Origin of the sequence: Paenibacillus rhizoplanae (genome assembly GCF_042684125.1) — a bacterium.
Lineage (GTDB): Bacteria > Bacillota > Bacilli > Paenibacillales > Paenibacillaceae > Paenibacillus_AQ > Paenibacillus_AQ rhizoplanae.
In genome coordinates this window covers 193309-209458 of sequence record NZ_JBHUKY010000011.1, presented here as the reverse complement: position 1 = coordinate 209458, position 16150 = coordinate 193309, and the positions used below count along the sequence as shown (strand labels likewise).

Sequence of the window (16150 nt, the reverse complement as noted above, 5' to 3'; positions counted from 1 at the left end):
GCGATTGCTCATTTTGAAACATCTGACGAGAATTTTCATTCTCATTTTGGATCTCGCCGAAGCGATTTCCGATACTCACTCGTTGTTCAGTTTTCAAAGATCAAACTCGTTGTCAGCGACAATTACTTCGTCACCAGCAACTCTTATAATATATCACATCCAACCGATCAATGCAAGCTCTTTTTTTAACTTCTTGTCGAGCTCGGCGTTGATGTTTCGCGGCCAGAAATAGAATATATCATGGATAGAAACTCATTGCAAGCATTATTTTATAACAATTATCTTCGAATGAGATTAGCTGTAACTGGACAGAATAACCGATATCTAAACGTAAGCTATGGAAGCCACAAGCATACGTTATCTAACCTTGTAGGGGGATTGTTGTGGACACTCATGAATTCGTGGAGAAGTTCCAGGAGAACCAGCGTAAAGCGCTAAAGAACAGAAAACGGGGTAAAGGCACCCCTGGTTCACGGCTGGCCAATAAACAGCATAGCTCTAACAAATAACAGCAATAAGCATGCCACAAGCGGAAACGGCTTTGCCGTCTTTTTTAAAGCAAAACAGGGATGTCTGCGCGGCCAGTTACGGCTCTGCGGACATCCCTTTTGCATTCTATTCTATAGAAGCAGCAGTAATTATTTGCTCATTTTCGTTACGCCTACAGCCACTTTCTCGATTTGCGCTTTGCTAAGTGATTTATCCGCGGAGCTGATGGTTACAAAACGGTCTGCCAGCTTGAAGGTCAGCATCGGCGTATCCGAAGGGGTGTACCATTTCGCCTCAGTTCCATTGGAGAGCTTAACTGTGCTGCCGTCATAACCATTGGAATAGTCACGCGGAGAGACATTCACACGCATTTTATTGAACAGGAAGCTTACCCCGTCATCGCCGCCCGCAACCTTCTGGAAGGCATCTCCACTGACCATCTGTGTCGGGGCATATGCAGTCTCAAACCCCTCGTAGTTGGCAAAAGCCTTGATAATCTGTTCTTTCTGCGCTGCAGTGTATTGAACCGCCGTCAGCTTCACAGCTGAACCATTATCCGGCGTTGTGCTCCCTGTTCCAGTCCCAAGGATAACCTCATTCGTGGAGGCATTGAATGTCACCGGCACCTTCAGTGCATCTGCCATCGCCCGGACCGGAAGATACGTTGTATCCTTATAAGTGATGGGCGCCATCGTTTTACCGTTGTTATCAACCGGGGTGTAGGCTGCTCCGTTAACCTTGAACCCGATGCTATGGTTAAGATAGGCGCTGATCTTCTGCATATTCGTTCCTGCGTAGACCCCTGCTGAACCTGTAACGGCCATTCCGAATACCATCGTTGCTATGATCATTTTTTTGCTTTTCATTGAATATCGTCTCCCTTAGGTGTGTTGTTGTTGTGTGTGTTCCTTGCTATAGACTTATTAAACCATTAACTTGTTTCTAACTTGTATCCGGATTGTAAAGAAGTAATTCAAATGCTCACCCCATACACCTCTGTGTACAAAACATCTCTGAAATGGAGGAACTCCTTCATCGTCACCGGCTCCGGGTAGGTCATAATGCGCAGTGGAAGATCGGCTTGCCCCGTACGCAGCGGCGGCTGCATATAGTCATAGGGATTCAGGTAAAAGCCCAGCCGCTCATAGAATCCGATTCTTCTCTGCTCCAATTCCCCGTCCGGCGGCTCTACCTCAAGCAGCACCGGCTTGTCCGAACGCATAAGGTAGCTGCTCATCAGCTTGCGGCCGATCCCTCCGCTCCGGCGCTGGGGATTCACGGCAATATGCTCGATGAACCGCAGTTCAGGTAACTCCCATGCCGCCAAAAAAGCCAGTATGTGCCCCTCCGTATCCTTGCTGGAATAGAGATGATAGTTGGGATGATCCAGCAAAGCCTGCTGCCCGCTGCGGGTTCTAATCTCACTTACCGGAAAAGAAGCTTCCATTATAGCGAATATCTCATTGAATTCCGTTTCACTAATGCTTGCTTCATTAATGGCTGTCTCATTGATCACTGTGTGCTCGTCCATGGCCGCTGCCTGCTTTCTGCCGCTTCGCTGCGTGAAGGGCTCTAATGTATGGTTCCCTTATCCGGTTAAAAATACCTTCAGGGATTCTGTACGCATCAAGATACTTCAAAATAAAGACTGTCACAGAACATTCTCCGGTGTCCTAGAGTCCGATTAGCATCTGGTACTAGGAGAACATGCTATACTGTAATTAACAGATACATCATCACGTTCTTATAGGAGAGGTTCATTTGGATAATCAACGCTGGATCGCACCTGAATTCTACAATCTCACTTCGGAAATGGAGCAGCATCCTGAAGATAAGATTGCAATTAAATGGTTACATGAAAATGGGAGCCTGGAGCAAATCACTTACGGTGCGCTCATGGCTCAGGCTAACCGTCTCGCCGGCGGGCTGGCCGGACTGGGACTTACGCAAGGCGACCGCGTCCTGGTCATGGTGCCCCGCCGGATTATCGCCTACGCGATTTACCTGGCCTGCCTGAAGCTGGGACTGGCTGTTATCCCTTCGTCCGAAATGCTGCGGGCGAAGGATCTCTCGTACCGGCTGCGCCATTCCGAAGCGCGGGCTGTTATTGTCTGGTCTGAGGTTACCGGGGAAGTCAACAAAATCTCCGGCGACCTGCCCGCACTGGACTACCGCCTGTCCGTCTCCAGCGGTGAAGCTGAGCCTGAAGAAGGCTGGATTGACCTGGAGAGTCTAATGGAAGGACAAGCTGATGCTTACCCTACGGTTGCCAGCCGCCGGGATGATATTGCTATTCTGGCCTATACCTCCGGAACCACCGGCAATCCGAAAGCAGTAGTTCACACGCACGGCTGGGGATATGCCCATCTGCGGATCACTTCCTCCCTCTGGTTCGATATCCGTGAATCAGATACGGTCTGGGCTACAGCCGCACCGGGCTGGCAGAAGTGGATCTGGAGTCCATTCCTGACGGTACTCGGCAACGGGGCAACCGGCTTTGTCTATAACGGAGCCTTCCATCCGGAACGCTACCTGCAATTACTCCAGGATGAGAAGATTCAGGTATTATGCTGCACACCGACGGAATACCGCCTGATGGCGAAGACGGAAGGTCTGGCAGAATACGATCTGTCCAATCTGCGCTGCGCCGTATCCGCCGGTGAACCGCTGAATCAGGAAGTCATTCATACATTCCAGCAACACTTTAATATTACAATCCGTGACGGCTATGGACAAACAGAGAGCACACTCATCATCGCAGCACTGAAGGATGAACCGATCCGGGTCGGCTCCATGGGTAAATCGATTGCTCCCGGCATTGTCGAGGTGATCGACGAGGCTGGACATCCGCTGCCTGCCGGAATGGTCGGCGATATCGCCGTACATCTGAGCATGCCCGCGCTGTTCCAGAACTACTATAAAGATCCCGAGCGCAAAGCGAACTGCTCACATGGAGAGTATTTCGTAACCGGCGACCGGGCGCGCAAGGATGAGGATGGCTATTTCTGGTTCGAGGGGCGCGGCGATGACATCATCATCAGCTCGGGCTACACGATCGGGCCGTTCGAGGTGGAAGAGGCGCTGATGAAGCATACCCTCGTTAAGGAATGTGCCGTAGTCGCAAGCCCGGATGAGATCCGCGGGTCGGTCGTCAAGGCTTTTATCGTACTCAAAGACGGCCATGCCGGAACACCGGAGCTGACTAAAGAGCTGCAAGCCCATGTCAAGGAGCAGACCGCTCCCTACAAGTATCCGCGCAAAATCGAATACATTACGGATCTGCCGAAGACTACCTCCGGAAAGATCCGCAGAATCGAGCTGCGTGAGCAGGAGAAACAAGCTAACCTGTAGCAAGGTGCTACGCTGTCCAGGGAATACTGCAAATCAGGCAGCTATTTTGACAGCCGAAACTATAAAATCCCCGTTCCTACAGTGATGCAGGACGGGGATTTTTGTGTGTTTGGACGCCTAAGCGTGCAGTGCGTTCCTTACTCGGACCAATACTCCGCATCCGGGTTGAGCGCCGCGCCTACTTCGCCTTCTTTTACCAGATCGCAGTCCAGGTAGCCTTCCTCATCCAGGAAATAGACCTCCTGCTTATAGAATTCACACAGCGTCTCCAGGAACTTCTCCGGTGAATCATACATTACCACCAAATCGCCGTAGTCGTGCAGCAGATCGCAGATCCGTTCCACGCCTTCTTCAGAGCGGTAGTAGCAAATGAAATCACTCCCATAGTTCGTCAGCAGCGGCAACACGATTCCACCGCCGGTGTATCCCTTCTCCTGCAGAATCCCTGACAATATCTTCACTTCATGGCCGTATTCCCCGATATGAATCAGCCGGTAGCCCGGAATGAACTCCAGCAGACCGGGATCTTCCTCAGCGCCGCCCGTTCCAAGAACGGTATCATAGACCGACCGCAGAAGCACAGGAACTTCGGGTGTAAACTCTAATATCGCATCACTGCCCCCTGCCGGAGCCTTCCCCAGACTGGCGGTGTACCCGGGACGCAGCTGCGTGGACAGCTTAAGGAATTCCTGAAATGTGCCGGTAAGCATGTAATCATCCTTTCTCACAAAAATATAGCGGAGCGATAAGGAACGCCCCTATCTCTCCGCTTGGTGCTGCCATGCTAATTTGCTATGTTATTTGAGATTGGTTACTTGGCAGCCGAAGCCCACATCTTCTCCAGCCACTGATCGAAATCAGCGCCCTTCTCGCCTTCATAGGCATCGTAGATATCAACCCGCATCTTCTTCAGCTTCTCTTTGAACTCTTCGTAGGTATGGTCCTTGGGCAGGCTCTTCTTAATCCGCAGAATAATCTTGGACAACCCTTTGAACAGTTCGGCTTTGTTCTTCGATGGAATCTTGACCTCTTCGCCGAAAGCCACCAGCTTGTTATATGCGGCTTCTTGCACGGTATATACAGGATCGCTGATCATCAGGCGATTAAGGATATCGATAATTTGTTTGTGGTTGTAGCGGCCCAGCTCTTCTACCGCTTCAAGACGCGCTCTCCAGTCTGCGGAACGGCCGGCGGCTTTCTTCAGTTCGTCATAGTTCTCGGGCAGCTCTTGGATTACTTCTTCATTATTCAAGCGTTACAATCCCCTTCTTGGTTAAATCTGATATATAGAACGTTACCTAGTGCAATTCTACCGTACTGCGCTGCTTGATTTCAATCTTTTGTCCAAACATTCATGGAAAAAGACTTGGAGGACGGATTTTGACTAACAGAAGCCGTATGAGTATAGTATGTACCAAATCATCCGCCAGTAGATACAGGAGGCCCACTATAGATGAAAGCCATTGCTATACATATGCCCGGAGCACACGGGGATCTAACGGAGATAGAGCTTCCCCTGCCTGTTCCGGGTGAGCATGAGGTGCTGATTGAGATGTATGCGACCTCTGTTCATCCGGCAGATTGCAGCATACTGGATGAAGCTCGGATTGCCGGCGTGGAACGCCCTGCTGCCTGTCCATTCATTCCAGGCGTTGTTGTAGCCGGAATCGTTGCGGACACCGGCGCAAGGGTGAGCCGCTTCAAGGCTGGCGACGAGGTATTCGGTCTGAAGTCCGCCGGTGAGAGCGGAGGTTACGCAGAATATACGTTGGCCAAGGAGGATGAGCTTGCGCTTAAGCCCCCGGGGTTATCCTTCGCAGCAGCCGGGGTGTTACCCGCTGCCGGTCTTGCCGCCTGGCAGGCGCTGGCTGCCGCCAAGGTCTCCAGCCGGGACCGCGTGCTGGTGCAGGACGGTACAGGCGGAACGGGCAGCTTCGCGGTACAGCTGGCCAAGCTCCGGGGCGCCACGGTGATTACTACCGTCAACGGCGATGATGAGCTGGATGTTGCCTGGGGCCTCGGGGCCGATCAGGCGATTAACAGCGGCGGGCAGGATTTTGCCGCGATTCTGGGCCAGAGCATCGATGTGGTGATCGATACCGCAGGAGGCAGTGTGTTAAGCAGAAGCTTCGCGGTACTGGCTCCGGGCGGAAGGCTGATCTCCACTGCTGAACAGCCCGATCCGGCCCTGGCAGCACAGCAAGGAGTTACAGCAGCTTATCTGACTCCGGCCGCTGATCCTTACCAGTTGACCGAGCTGGCCCGGCTGACGGCTGGGCGGAAGCTGCAGCCGCTGATCGGGGGTGCTTTTCCGCTGAGTGGAGAAGGGCTGCGCACTGCCCATGCGCTTAGCGTAAGCGGGAAGGCGCGGGGTGTTATTGCTATTACGATAATTGAAAAGCAACAATTCAGTTAAAAGTTATGTACCAGCACGACCAGCAGCACAGCCACCAGGATACCGGGCAGCAGGTTGGCTACCTTGATCTTGGTGATCCCGAGCAGGTTCAGCCCGATTCCGATAATCATCACCCCGCCTGTAGCAGTCATCTCTGCAATACAGTCGTTCAGCAGTGCATCAGGCACAAACCGGGTAATCTGTGTAGCCAGTAAAGCGATGGCCCCTTGATACAGAACAACCGGAATGGCCGAGAACATCACACCAATACCCAGCGTTGAAGTCAGAATCATGGCAATGAAGCCGTCCATGATGGATTTGGCGTAGAGGATCTCATGATTGCCTTTGATGCCGCTGTCCAGCGCGCCTAGAATAGCCATGGCCCCTACAACAAACACCAGGCTTGCCGTGACAAAGCCCAGCGAGATGCTTCCCCGCCCGCCTGCGCCTACTCTGCGCTCCAGCCAATCGCCCGCGCGGGTGAATTTGTCTTCAATGTTGATCCACTCCCCGGCTACAGCGCCGATCACTAGACCTAGGATGACGATGAGGAAATTCCCGCTTTTCAGGCCCATCTGCACCCCGAGCAGCATAAGCGCCAGCCCAATCGCTTGCATCACGGTGTTCTTCATACTCTCAGGTATCCGCTCCAGCAGCTTGCCCAGCAGAGTTCCGGCAATAATTGCTATCCCATTCACGATTGCTCCGAGCAGTACCATTCCTCAGCAACTCTCCCGTCGATTCATTTCTCTCTTAATCTGCATTATAAGGGCAGCCGTCACTGTGGAGTCAAGACTATTCTCTACTGGCAGGAATGACAGGTTCTGAGGCGCACCGGCGAAAAATTGACAAATTTCGGTTAGCGATGGTACGCTCACTAATATCGTTCTTTTAATAGAACAAATCAGGCAAGGAGCGTCTCTATGACTGACCGGAAGATCCTTAATCAGGCAAGCTTAACCAAGGAAGTAACCCTTATTCTTGCACTTCTGAATTCCGGAAATCCAGATGAGACGGCGCGGAAGCATCCGCAGTTGTTCACAGAGGTGAACTGGGACTTATTCGTGGAGCTGAACCGGCAGCATAGGGTCTATCCCTACCTCTATTCCAGGCTCAGCAAGATGGAAGAGAAGGTGGTCCCTTCTGAGGTTCTGGAGCAGCTAAAATGGCAATACCGCAGGAATACGGTTCAGATGCTCCAGCTTAGCGGTGAAATGAGCAATATCGCGGGCCAGCTGGCCGAGCTGAATATCCGCTGCCTGTTCCTCAAAGGGCCGGTGCTTGGGCAGGAGCTGTACGGAGACTTGTCGCAGCGCACCTCCCGGGATCTCGACTTCCTGGTGCCGATGGAACAGCTGGAGGATGCCGAAACCTTGCTGATCCGGCTGGGTTATGTGAAGGAAGACAAATTCGAGAGCCTGCTTGGCGATTGGAAATGGCGGGAGCATCATTCGACGTTCGTGCATCCTGTCAGTAATGTCAACCTGGAGCTGCACTGGCGGCTGGGACCGGGGCCTGCCAAAGAGCCTGCGTTCGACGAGCTATGGCGTCAATCGCGGACCAGCAGCACCTTCGGCCAGAATGTCCGCTATCTGGGGCCGGAGGATCTGTTCATGTTCCTGGCTGTACACGGCGCCAGACATGCCTGGTCCCGGCTGAGATGGCTGCAGGACATCAAGATGCTGCTGCTGGGACAGCAGCAGCCCGACTCTGTCAAGCTGGTCCGCTTACTACAGCGCTATAATCACAACGCCATAGGAGGACAGACGCTGATTCTGGCCAGCGAGCTGCTGGAGACGCCGGTCGATTCCAGCCTTGCCCCTCTGATGGACAGCCCCAAGGCCCGCAGGCTGGCGCAGGACATTCTGTTCTATCTCCCGCGGATCGTGAATTTGAATACCCCACCGCTGGAGCCGGAGGTGGAGCAGCATTTCAAGCGGTATCTGCCCAGCATTCTATCCACCCGAAGCCGGATGCTCCGCTCCGCCAGCTTCCTGTACCCTTATGCTGCGGATGCCAAGACGCTTCCGCTGCCGAGGATGCTGCATTTCTTGTATTTCCCGCTGCGGCCTTTGCTGTGGAGCTGGCGGAAGGTTACTGGGGCGGAGAAGGGGATTTAGCGGGGACTCACCATTGCACACAGAAAGGCACGTGCTGCTAGTAAATGCAGCACGTGCCTTTTTACTTACTTTCAAGCTGGATATAGCTTGAACTATGAATGGCAACATAAGGCGGAAGTAACGAAGGGGAATTTTGGAACTGGAGGAGCGGCAGCGACCGCCTTTGTCACCGGATTTCAACCGCTAGTAGCGGTACAAATCATGAAATATGGTGACAACAGCGGCCGGAAGTCCAAATATTCACCGTAGTTACGCTTGAGTCCTTATGTCTCCATTTGTGTATCTTGCTTCTTCCTGCCCCTTCAATAGCCGGCTAAACATGCCGCCCTTCTCCGAAGCCAGTCCGCTGTAGACTCCCTGCTGGATGACCCGGCCCTGGTCGATGACCAGAATCTGATCGGCTCCACGGATCGTGGACAGGCGGTGGGCAATGACAATGACGGTCACGGAAGCCTTAATCCGCTCCAGCGCCTCTTGAATCCGCTGCTCGTTCTCGGTGTCGAGCGCACTTGTCGCTTCATCGAGCACCAGAATCGACGGCTTGCGGATAATGGCGCGCGCCAGCACCAGACGCTGCCGCTCCCCGCCTGACAGGCGAACGCCCCGGTCACCCAGCAGTGTATCCAATCCGTCCGGCAGCTTGCGGACGAAGTCCGCCGAGGAAGCAAACTCCAGCGCCTCCCACAGCTCCGCTTCCTCTGCATCCGGCTTGATCATCAATAGATTATCGCGGATGGTCGCGTTATACAGGAAAGGGTCCTGTGCCACATACCCGATGGATCTCCGGTAGGACAGCAGCCGCTCCCCCGTGACCGGCTGATCGTCCGCCAGAATCTCCCCGTTCTCCGGCTGCATCAGTCCCATGAGCAGATCGACGAGCGTGCTTTTGCCGGCGCCTGAACGTCCGACTATCGCCGTCATCTGCCGGGCGGGAATCCGCACATTCACGTTCTGGAGCGAATATTGCGGCTCGTCCGCATGATAACGGAAATCGACATTCCGGGCCTCCAGGCCGTGCTCCAGCGTCATAGGCGACACCTGTTCTACGCCTTGATCCGGTTCATGCTCAACAGCAGCCAGACATTCTTCCTGCAGCGATTGCAGCTGTTTGAAGGATGGCACTACCGAGGCCAGCTGCTCCAGCAGCGACTGTAGCGTCGAGAAGGTCGGCCACAACCGGGTGAAGACGAGAATAACCAGCAGCAGATTCGGCCCCTCCACTTGCATGAACCGGAAGGACACAAAGATAAATACCGCAATCAGCAGCGTGGAGGACAGCTTATACAGGAGCTGCGAGTTGGAGCGCAGGCGCGTGTAGTCGAGCTGCTCCTGCTTGACCTCGCCGGTGAAGGCATGCAGCCATTCCAGGCGGGACTGCTCCAGATTATTGCTTTTGATATCCTTGATTCCGTTCAACTGATCAGTGATGCCGCCCAAATACGTCTTGCCCAGCTCCGTGCTGCGGCTGCCCAGCCTCTTCGCCTTACGGATGAACCGCCGGGAGAAGATGGACAGCAGCGCCGCGCAGACGAGAACCGCCAGTGTCATCTTGGGGGACAGCCAGAAGGCAAAGGCAATCTGCACCAGAGTGAACAACAGCGAAGTGAGCAACTGCAGGAAGCCGCTGATACCCGCCAGGACTCTGGCCAGCTCGGTGGTCATCATATTGATCAGATCGGAGGTGCGCTTCCTCAGAAAAAAAGACCACTGCGCCCGCAGCAATGCGCTATAGACCTCATACCGCAGCTGCCTGCCATAGGTCTGCTGAATCTCAACATTGCGGATCGCCACGAACCTTGCGATCAGATTCTGGCAGAGCACAATTAGAACATAACTGCCCAGCACCAGCAGCAGCGCTGTGGACTGCGGCAGTTCACTGATGAATCCGAGCATAGGAAGATGATAGCCCGCCGCCGCGCCGCCCAGCTGAATACCGGCCATGCCAAGCATGGGAACCAGCAGCAGAATGGCGGAGCTCTCGAGCAGACCGCTGATCACCATGCCCAACAGATTAAGATACAGCTTCACGCCCGACAACCGCTGAAGCTGCCGGACGTAGTAAATTATAACTTGCATGGACCCACCTCGATTACTCGGCTTGTAACACCTTCGCGAACTTCTCCACCACCACGAAGCCCTGCATAACATCATCCCCGGAGACATAATGGGCTCCGCAGCGCAGCCAGGCGTGGGCAATCATTTGTCCCTGCTTATCGCGGGCCACCCCCATATAGAGGGTACTCTCAATGCCCCGCTTCTCCAGCATCTTCAGGGCGGCTACCGCCCGGACCATACAGGTGCTTTTCCAGGGAGTATAGCGGCTCATCACCCGGATCGCCTTGGTAATCTGCTGGATGCGGCGAATATCGGAAGCTTTGGATACTGCGGGAGTCTCCAGGGATTTCACCCCAAGCTGCGGGGCTGTCCTGGCAAAGGGAAACAACAGCTGGATTCGGACCAGCATCAGCCGCCATAACGCCTCGGGAATCAGTGCAAGCACGGCCTTGTCATGCACCAGCAGAAGACGGAGCCGCCGGAGGGTCATCATGGTCCGCTAACGATGGAGACCAGATCCTCATTCAGCAGATTCTGTACAAAATCAATGACATCCTGCTGCGCCAGCTCTGCGGGCACCTCGAAGATCTCCTGCATCTTCCCGGCAATCTGCCGAATCGATACCGGTGAAGCCAGTGCTTCCCAGATCTCACCGCCGACTTCGCCGAGGTTGTAGTATTTGCCGTTCTTCACATTCAGCATGACCTTCTCGCCGTCCATGTCACTTGCGATATTGCCTTCCCGTTGAACCAGTACCGAATCCAGCGACAGCACTTCTGTAGTATTCATATTCATAGGTTCATCTCCTTCACCTTGGGCATAATCGTCTCCATAATCATTTCTGTCTGCTGCGGTGCACTGAAGCCCTGCTCAGGGCGGGTCAGCCGGTACATCGGCAGCCGGTTCACGAACGAGGCCAGCAGCCCGAAGTGCCATTCTCTGACACCCATAGGGTCAACCAGCGCTTTTTGATAAGTATGATTGTATAAGGTATGAAGCCGGTCCAAGCCGCTGATCGCCTCTACGGCCACCGGCCCGTCCTGCACCACAGACAGTTCAAATATGCCGGCCAGCGGCAGCGGCTCACTCTGGAACCGGTCATGCACCGGTACGGCGAACTTGGTCTCCCGCTGGAACAACGGACGGTACGCAGACGAATTCATTCCCAAATAGTCCAGGCTCTGCTGCCACAGCTTCTGCTGCGGATAACCTGGAACAGCTAATGGATGTCCATTATGCACCAACACGGGAATAACGTCGTCACTGACCAGGAGATGTCCCTGATCCATCAGATAGGAGGCAAGCGTGGATTTACCCGCACCTGAACGCCCCACCAGCGCATAGGCCTTATTGTCCAGCACAAGCGAGCTGCCATGCAGGGCCAGTATGCCTTTTTGCATCAATACTACACCCATACAGCTGCCCAGAATGAACAAGCGGATACTATCCTGATCTGCGCCTGCTGCTGGAGAGACTGTAATGGTACTGCCGTTCTGTATGGAAAAAATAGCGGTACCCTTCACCATGAACATCACTTCATGCGCTGCGATGCCCAGATTCGGCGTAATCTTCGGTATATCTTCCCAGCGCTCCGTTAGATGACCTTCAACTACCGACAGGCTCCCTATCCTTCCGGGGTGATCCGTACGGGGAAGTTCCGGCAACGGGAACTCACTGAGGATCTGCAGGCCAAAAGCCTTATAACCGAGGCATTGCACTGTGCCAGCCATACTGCTCACTCCATCTCAGTCAATTTCACCCGTTGTCTTGCGGATGACAAGTGGAAACGGCATTGCAATGTATAGCGTGAAACCTATACATTCTTATATTTCAAGTCGGAACGTTACATCGGATAAAGGGATAGCCCTGATCCCCCTCCAGCAAGCTAAGAGGGATTAGGGCTGAGCGGTAATGCAGAAGACTAGGAGTGACTAACGATTTCATCTGGATCGGCTTGGAACGCATCGGCAATGGATACCCCTGGGCCAGCCATAGTCATTTTCACATCCAACACTTCCAATGCAGGCTTGCTGTATTCCTTTTTCATCTTGTCACCCCCTTTCAAGAAACGTCCTTCAGGAGAGCCGCTTCAAAAAGCGGTAGAACACCAGTCCTCGTGTAAGAAGGCGGAAATCCGTGTTAAAGATTAATAATGGTTCGGGCTCACTACCCAGCCGGTCCAAACATCCGGCGAGCCCGGGACGATTCAGATAAGACGAAGTACGGGGGTCTTGCAGCATCTCCCTCAGCTCCTGCTGGAACCTCTGCCACTCGGGCAGCATTCGTGTAATGCCGTCCGCCCCCTGGATACCGCGCCGGGTCTGGTTAAGCCTGACCTTATCCGGTAGCCGCCCTTCCATCGCCCGGCGGATAAGCGAGCGGTCCATACCGTTCTGGACGTATTGCTCCTCAGGCACCGACATACAGAAGTTGATGACACGCAGGTCATTCGTCGCATCCCGGTCCCATACCCTGTACTTCAGCGACAGCTTGGTAGCCGCCGTTCCGTTCACATTCCAGACATGCGGCTGGCGGAAATGCTCTCTGCGGATATCGTACACGGTCTGGGAAGCAGGCGACTGGTCCAGCTCCTTCAGCCGCTCCTGCACCCCTGTCCTCCGGGCGAATTCAGGATGGATCAGCTCCGGCGCAGCCTCCTGCTTCCCGACCATCAGCTGGCCCAGGGCGGGGAATACCTTGCGCCCGGCAATCTTCAGCATTCTTTTGCGGCTTACGCCCATCGAATGGCTGTACAGCTTATTCTCCCGGTAAAAGCGGAACCAGCGGAATTCACGCAGCAGCTTCGCCTGGTAATCAAGCGCCGGTCCCCAGGAGATACTCCAGTTGCCCCGCTGTCCGCTGAGCAGCACACCGGCATTCTTCAGTCCGGCTTGTTCATATATACCTTTGAGCCAATAGGAATTCTCTATGAATTTGTAGGGCATCTCCATAATATCGAGCCATTCGTCGATTTCGCCATAAGAGCTGCGGTCAGGAAAATTGTAAAAGCTAGGCTCAATGTTCCCGACATAGTCGATGGTCTCCTGAATATATGGACGCTCATCGGTCACCCGCTGGCCCAGCTTGAACCCTGTAAAGTGATCCAGGGGATACGAGCTAAAGGTGTAGAGTGGCTTGCCGGTGCGGCGTAGCTCCTCCGCTGCAAAGCTCACCACCGCCCCTGAGTCCAGCCCGCCGCTTAAGTTCGCACCAGCTTCAAGATGGGTACGCAACCGGTCCCGGACGGCCCGTCCGAATACCTCACGGAATGCTTCCTCATACTCGCCATTGCTGCGCAGCCGGAGTGGAGACGGCGTCTGGAAGGTGTAATATCTGGAGAAGGTAATCCCCTTCGGGCTGACTGTCATCGAATGTGCCGGGGGCAGCTGCTCCACGCCCTGATAGACCGTGGAGAACATATCCGCGACATCCATCCGGCCCTGGCCCGCCAGATATTCCGAGATCCAGCCTTCATGCAGCGCGTGTTCTCCATCCATTAGCGTGAGCAAAGGATGAATCACGGTGCAGAAGGAGAACTGTCTGCCTGAGCGGTGAAAGTACAGCGTCCGGCTCCCCGAGAAATCCCTCGCTCCAAACAGCGTCTGCCTGCCGGCATCCCAGATCATGAAGGCAAAATCTCCGACCAGATGCACCGGAGCCTGATCTCCCCATTTCTCATAGGCCAGAAGAATCAGCAGGCTGTCCGGCATCGACTCCTGATCTTCCCGGACAACCTGAAGTTGTCCGAAGAGCTCGCTGCGGTTATCAAGGATGGCGTCAGCTACAATCGCCAGCTTCCGCTGCGGATCATAATAGGGAAGGACCTCGCCCCGGGACTGTGGAGTAATCCACTGTGCGTGGCACCCGAGGAACAATCCTTCCGTTTTCCAGCCCCGGGCATCATCCGCCGGATAACGCTGCAGCTCCTGCATCAGGCGCGGGCCAAGCTCCGGGTCCAGCGGTCCATGCTGCATAGAATAGATCCCGGCGATTGCACTCATGGGTTAACCTCCAGCTGTCTATAAATTCGTTACAGTGAACACTTCTTATTACCTACGATAACGTTCTTGCCATTAAATGTGAATAGTACCAGAGAGTACTTTTAGGTATCCTTTAGCGTATTGACTATAGTTATAATCTATGGTATTAAAACCCTGAAATATGACCTATGGTATATAATGGCTTATACTGATATTGACTGATTCACCAAATACCTTTAATAGGAGCTAGATTCATGGACAATTACTCAATGGACCCCATCCTGATTCCCGTACCGGAAAGCTTCGAAAGCAGCCGCCTGCAAATCCGCTCAGTATTATGGGGAGACGGTGCCGCTGTACATGAAGCCGTTCGGCAAAGTGCCGCTGAATTAAGCCCTTGGATGCCCTGGGCCCAGCGTATCCCTTCTGTCGAAGAATCAGAGGTATCCATCCGGAAATCACGGCTGCAGTTCCTGGAACGCAGCGATATCCGGCTGCTGCTCTTCCATAAGAAGACAGGGCAGCTTATCGGGAGCAGCGGACTGCACCGGATCGACTGGCAGGTGCGTAAATTTGAAATCGGATATTGGGTTCGCACCTCATTCGGGGGTCAAGGTTACATCACGGAAGCGGTGAATGCCATTGCGGATTTCGCCATACAGGAGCTACAAGCTAACCGGCTGGAGATCCGCTGCGATTCCCGCAATACACAGAGCGCTCGCGTAGCCGAACGTACTGGCTTTACTTTGGAAGGTATCCTGCGCAATGACAAGACCGATGTACAGGGTGACCTAAGAGACACGATGGTCTACTCAAAGGTTCGCGGGGTTGAATATTAAACGAGTGAATGAGGACAAATATACTATATGGAGTGATAGACCATGCAAGAATTGAAGTTTGTTAGGGATTACAAAGATATAGAGCCGCTGCGGAATAGCTTTTTCGAGCTGGCAAAAGACACGTTCGAGCTAGAGCTGGAGCGCTGGTATGAGGGGGGCTGCTGGACGGATAAGTATGTTCCTTATTCTTATGCGGAGGGAGACCGGATCGTGGCCAATGTCTCGGTGAATCTCATAGAGCTAATTATTAATGGGGTGAAGTCCCCTGCTGTGCAGATCGGAACGGTGATGACTCATCCTGACTATAGAGGACGCGGCCTGTCTGCCCGGTTGATGGACAAGGTGCTGGAGGATTACGGACAAGCGTGTGAATTCATGTATCTTTTCGCCAATGAGTCAGTCTTGGAGTTCTATCCTAAATTCGGCTTCCTCCCGGTGGAAGAGCAGATCTTCTCCATGAGCTGCCCTGGAGGCGCTGCCGGTTCTGCGGCAATCCGCAAGCTGAATCTCGCCGACCCGCATGATCTGAGCCTGGCCTCTACCCTTGGAGCGCAGCGGGTACCGGTATCTGAGCGTCTTGGCGTCAGCGGCGCCCATGGACTCCTGATGTTCTACTGCCTGAATGTGTTCAGCGATCAGCTCTACTACCTGGAGGACGAGAATCTCATTGCCATCTGCCAGCAGGAGAATGGGCAGCTTGAGCTCTTCGATCTGATCAGCACACAGCCCTTCTCCTGCCGCGAAATCGCCCTAAAGCTTGCGGACAGCGACACGGAGACAATCGTTTTCCACTTCACCCCGGATGACCCTGGCCTGGAATTGTCAGGCAGCAGCCATTCTGAGGGCCTATTCGTCCGGACTCAGGGCGGACTGCAGTATCCTGCGAACATCAAGCATCCGGCTACTTCCATCGCCTAGGCG

Annotated in this window: 18 protein-coding genes; 7 read left to right on the top strand and 11 right to left on the bottom strand. The window is 53.9% G+C overall.

The features are described from left to right. Positions 1-383: 383 nt before the first annotated feature. Entirely contained in the window at positions 384-509 is a 126-nt protein-coding gene (locus ACFSX3_RS04530) for a DUF4023 family protein (protein WP_209991912.1), read from the top strand. Positions 510-638: 129 nt separating this feature from the next. On the opposite strand, the gene ACFSX3_RS04525 is transcribed toward ACFSX3_RS04530, so the two are convergent. After that, positions 639-1355, bottom strand: coding sequence for a hypothetical protein (locus ACFSX3_RS04525; RefSeq protein WP_209991913.1), 717 nt, complete (start codon positions 1353-1355; stop codon positions 639-641). A gap of 107 nt (positions 1356-1462) precedes the next feature. Further along, a complete protein-coding gene (locus tag ACFSX3_RS04520; protein ID WP_209991914.1) occupies positions 1463-2020 on the bottom strand; it encodes a GNAT family N-acetyltransferase in 558 nt (185 codons plus the stop codon). Positions 2021-2301: 281 nt separating this feature from the next. Here ACFSX3_RS04520 and ACFSX3_RS04515 point away from each other — a divergent pair, with 281 nt between their 5' ends. After that, positions 2302-3840: an acyl-CoA synthetase gene (locus ACFSX3_RS04515; RefSeq protein ID WP_209992060.1), complete on the top strand. Its 1539-nt coding sequence runs from the start codon at positions 2302-2304 to the stop codon at positions 3838-3840. A gap of 137 nt (positions 3841-3977) precedes the next feature. Here the strand turns inward: ACFSX3_RS04515 and ACFSX3_RS04510 are convergent, their stop codons facing one another. Both ACFSX3_RS04510 and ACFSX3_RS04505 read right to left on the bottom strand, forming a co-directional pair. After that, positions 3978-4550: a hypothetical protein gene (locus ACFSX3_RS04510; RefSeq protein WP_379257889.1), complete on the bottom strand. Its 573-nt coding sequence runs from the start codon at positions 4548-4550 to the stop codon at positions 3978-3980. A gap of 101 nt (positions 4551-4651) precedes the next feature. Further along, complete coding sequence (locus ACFSX3_RS04505; RefSeq protein ID WP_209991916.1) at positions 4652-5092, bottom strand: HEAT repeat domain-containing protein; 441 nt, start codon at positions 5090-5092, stop codon at positions 4652-4654. A gap of 201 nt (positions 5093-5293) precedes the next feature. On the opposite strand from ACFSX3_RS04505, the gene ACFSX3_RS04500 reads away from it, so the two are divergent. Beyond that, entirely contained in the window at positions 5294-6256 is a 963-nt protein-coding gene (locus tag ACFSX3_RS04500; protein WP_209991917.1) for an NADP-dependent oxidoreductase, read from the top strand. Here ACFSX3_RS04500 and ACFSX3_RS04495 read toward each other — a convergent pair. Beyond that, positions 6253-6954: a DUF554 domain-containing protein gene (locus ACFSX3_RS04495; RefSeq protein WP_209991918.1), complete on the bottom strand. Its 702-nt coding sequence runs from the start codon at positions 6952-6954 to the stop codon at positions 6253-6255. The genes ACFSX3_RS04500 and ACFSX3_RS04495 overlap by 4 nt on opposite strands. 204 nt (positions 6955-7158) lie before the next feature. On the opposite strand from ACFSX3_RS04495, the gene ACFSX3_RS04490 reads away from it, so the two are divergent. Together ACFSX3_RS04490 and ACFSX3_RS04485 are read left to right on the top strand one after the other, a co-directional pair. Further along, on the top strand, positions 7159-8355 hold the full coding sequence (locus ACFSX3_RS04490; RefSeq protein WP_209991919.1) for a nucleotidyltransferase domain-containing protein: 1197 nt from the start codon (positions 7159-7161) through the stop codon (positions 8353-8355). An 87-nt stretch (positions 8356-8442) separates the two neighbouring features. Continuing rightward, positions 8443-8604 carry a hypothetical protein gene (locus ACFSX3_RS04485; protein ID WP_209991920.1) on the top strand — a complete coding sequence of 54 codons (162 nt, stop codon included), beginning with the start codon at positions 8443-8445 and terminating at the stop codon, positions 8602-8604. On the opposite strand, the gene ACFSX3_RS04480 is transcribed toward ACFSX3_RS04485, so the two are convergent. The 6 genes from ACFSX3_RS04480 to ACFSX3_RS04455 all read right to left on the bottom strand — a co-directional run bounded on the left by ACFSX3_RS04480 (position 8605) and on the right by ACFSX3_RS04455 (position 14411). Beyond that, a complete protein-coding gene (locus ACFSX3_RS04480) occupies positions 8605-10431 on the bottom strand; it encodes an ABC transporter ATP-binding protein (RefSeq protein WP_209991921.1) in 1827 nt (608 codons plus the stop codon). A gap of 13 nt (positions 10432-10444) precedes the next feature. Beyond that, on the bottom strand, positions 10445-10903 hold the full coding sequence (locus tag ACFSX3_RS04475; RefSeq protein WP_209991922.1) for a lasso peptide biosynthesis B2 protein: 459 nt from the start codon (positions 10901-10903) through the stop codon (positions 10445-10447). Further along, complete coding sequence (locus ACFSX3_RS04470) at positions 10900-11205, bottom strand: lasso peptide biosynthesis PqqD family chaperone (protein ID WP_209991923.1); 306 nt, start codon at positions 11203-11205, stop codon at positions 10900-10902. Before ACFSX3_RS04470 ends, ACFSX3_RS04475 begins: the two co-directional genes overlap by 4 nt. Further along, positions 11202-12140, bottom strand: coding sequence for an aldolase (locus tag ACFSX3_RS04465; protein ID WP_209991924.1), 939 nt, complete (start codon positions 12138-12140; stop codon positions 11202-11204). The genes ACFSX3_RS04470 and ACFSX3_RS04465 overlap by 4 nt, the downstream gene beginning before the upstream one ends. Before the next feature lie 191 nt (positions 12141-12331). Further along, positions 12332-12457 (bottom strand): paeninodin family lasso peptide, encoded by a 126-nt coding sequence (locus tag ACFSX3_RS04460; protein WP_036694602.1) that lies wholly within the window; start codon positions 12455-12457, stop codon positions 12332-12334. Between the two features lie 28 nt (positions 12458-12485). Then, positions 12486-14411 (bottom strand): asparagine synthase-related protein, encoded by a 1926-nt coding sequence (locus tag ACFSX3_RS04455; RefSeq protein ID WP_209991925.1) that lies wholly within the window; start codon positions 14409-14411, stop codon positions 12486-12488. 233 nt (positions 14412-14644) lie between these two features. Here ACFSX3_RS04455 and ACFSX3_RS04450 point away from each other — a divergent pair, with 233 nt between their 5' ends. Beyond that, a complete protein-coding gene (locus tag ACFSX3_RS04450; protein ID WP_379257899.1) occupies positions 14645-15229 on the top strand; it encodes a GNAT family N-acetyltransferase in 585 nt (194 codons plus the stop codon). 42 nt (positions 15230-15271) lie between these two features. Further along, positions 15272-16147 (top strand): GNAT family N-acetyltransferase, encoded by an 876-nt coding sequence (locus ACFSX3_RS04445; protein ID WP_209991926.1) that lies wholly within the window; start codon positions 15272-15274, stop codon positions 16145-16147. Positions 16148-16150 lie beyond the last annotated feature (3 nt).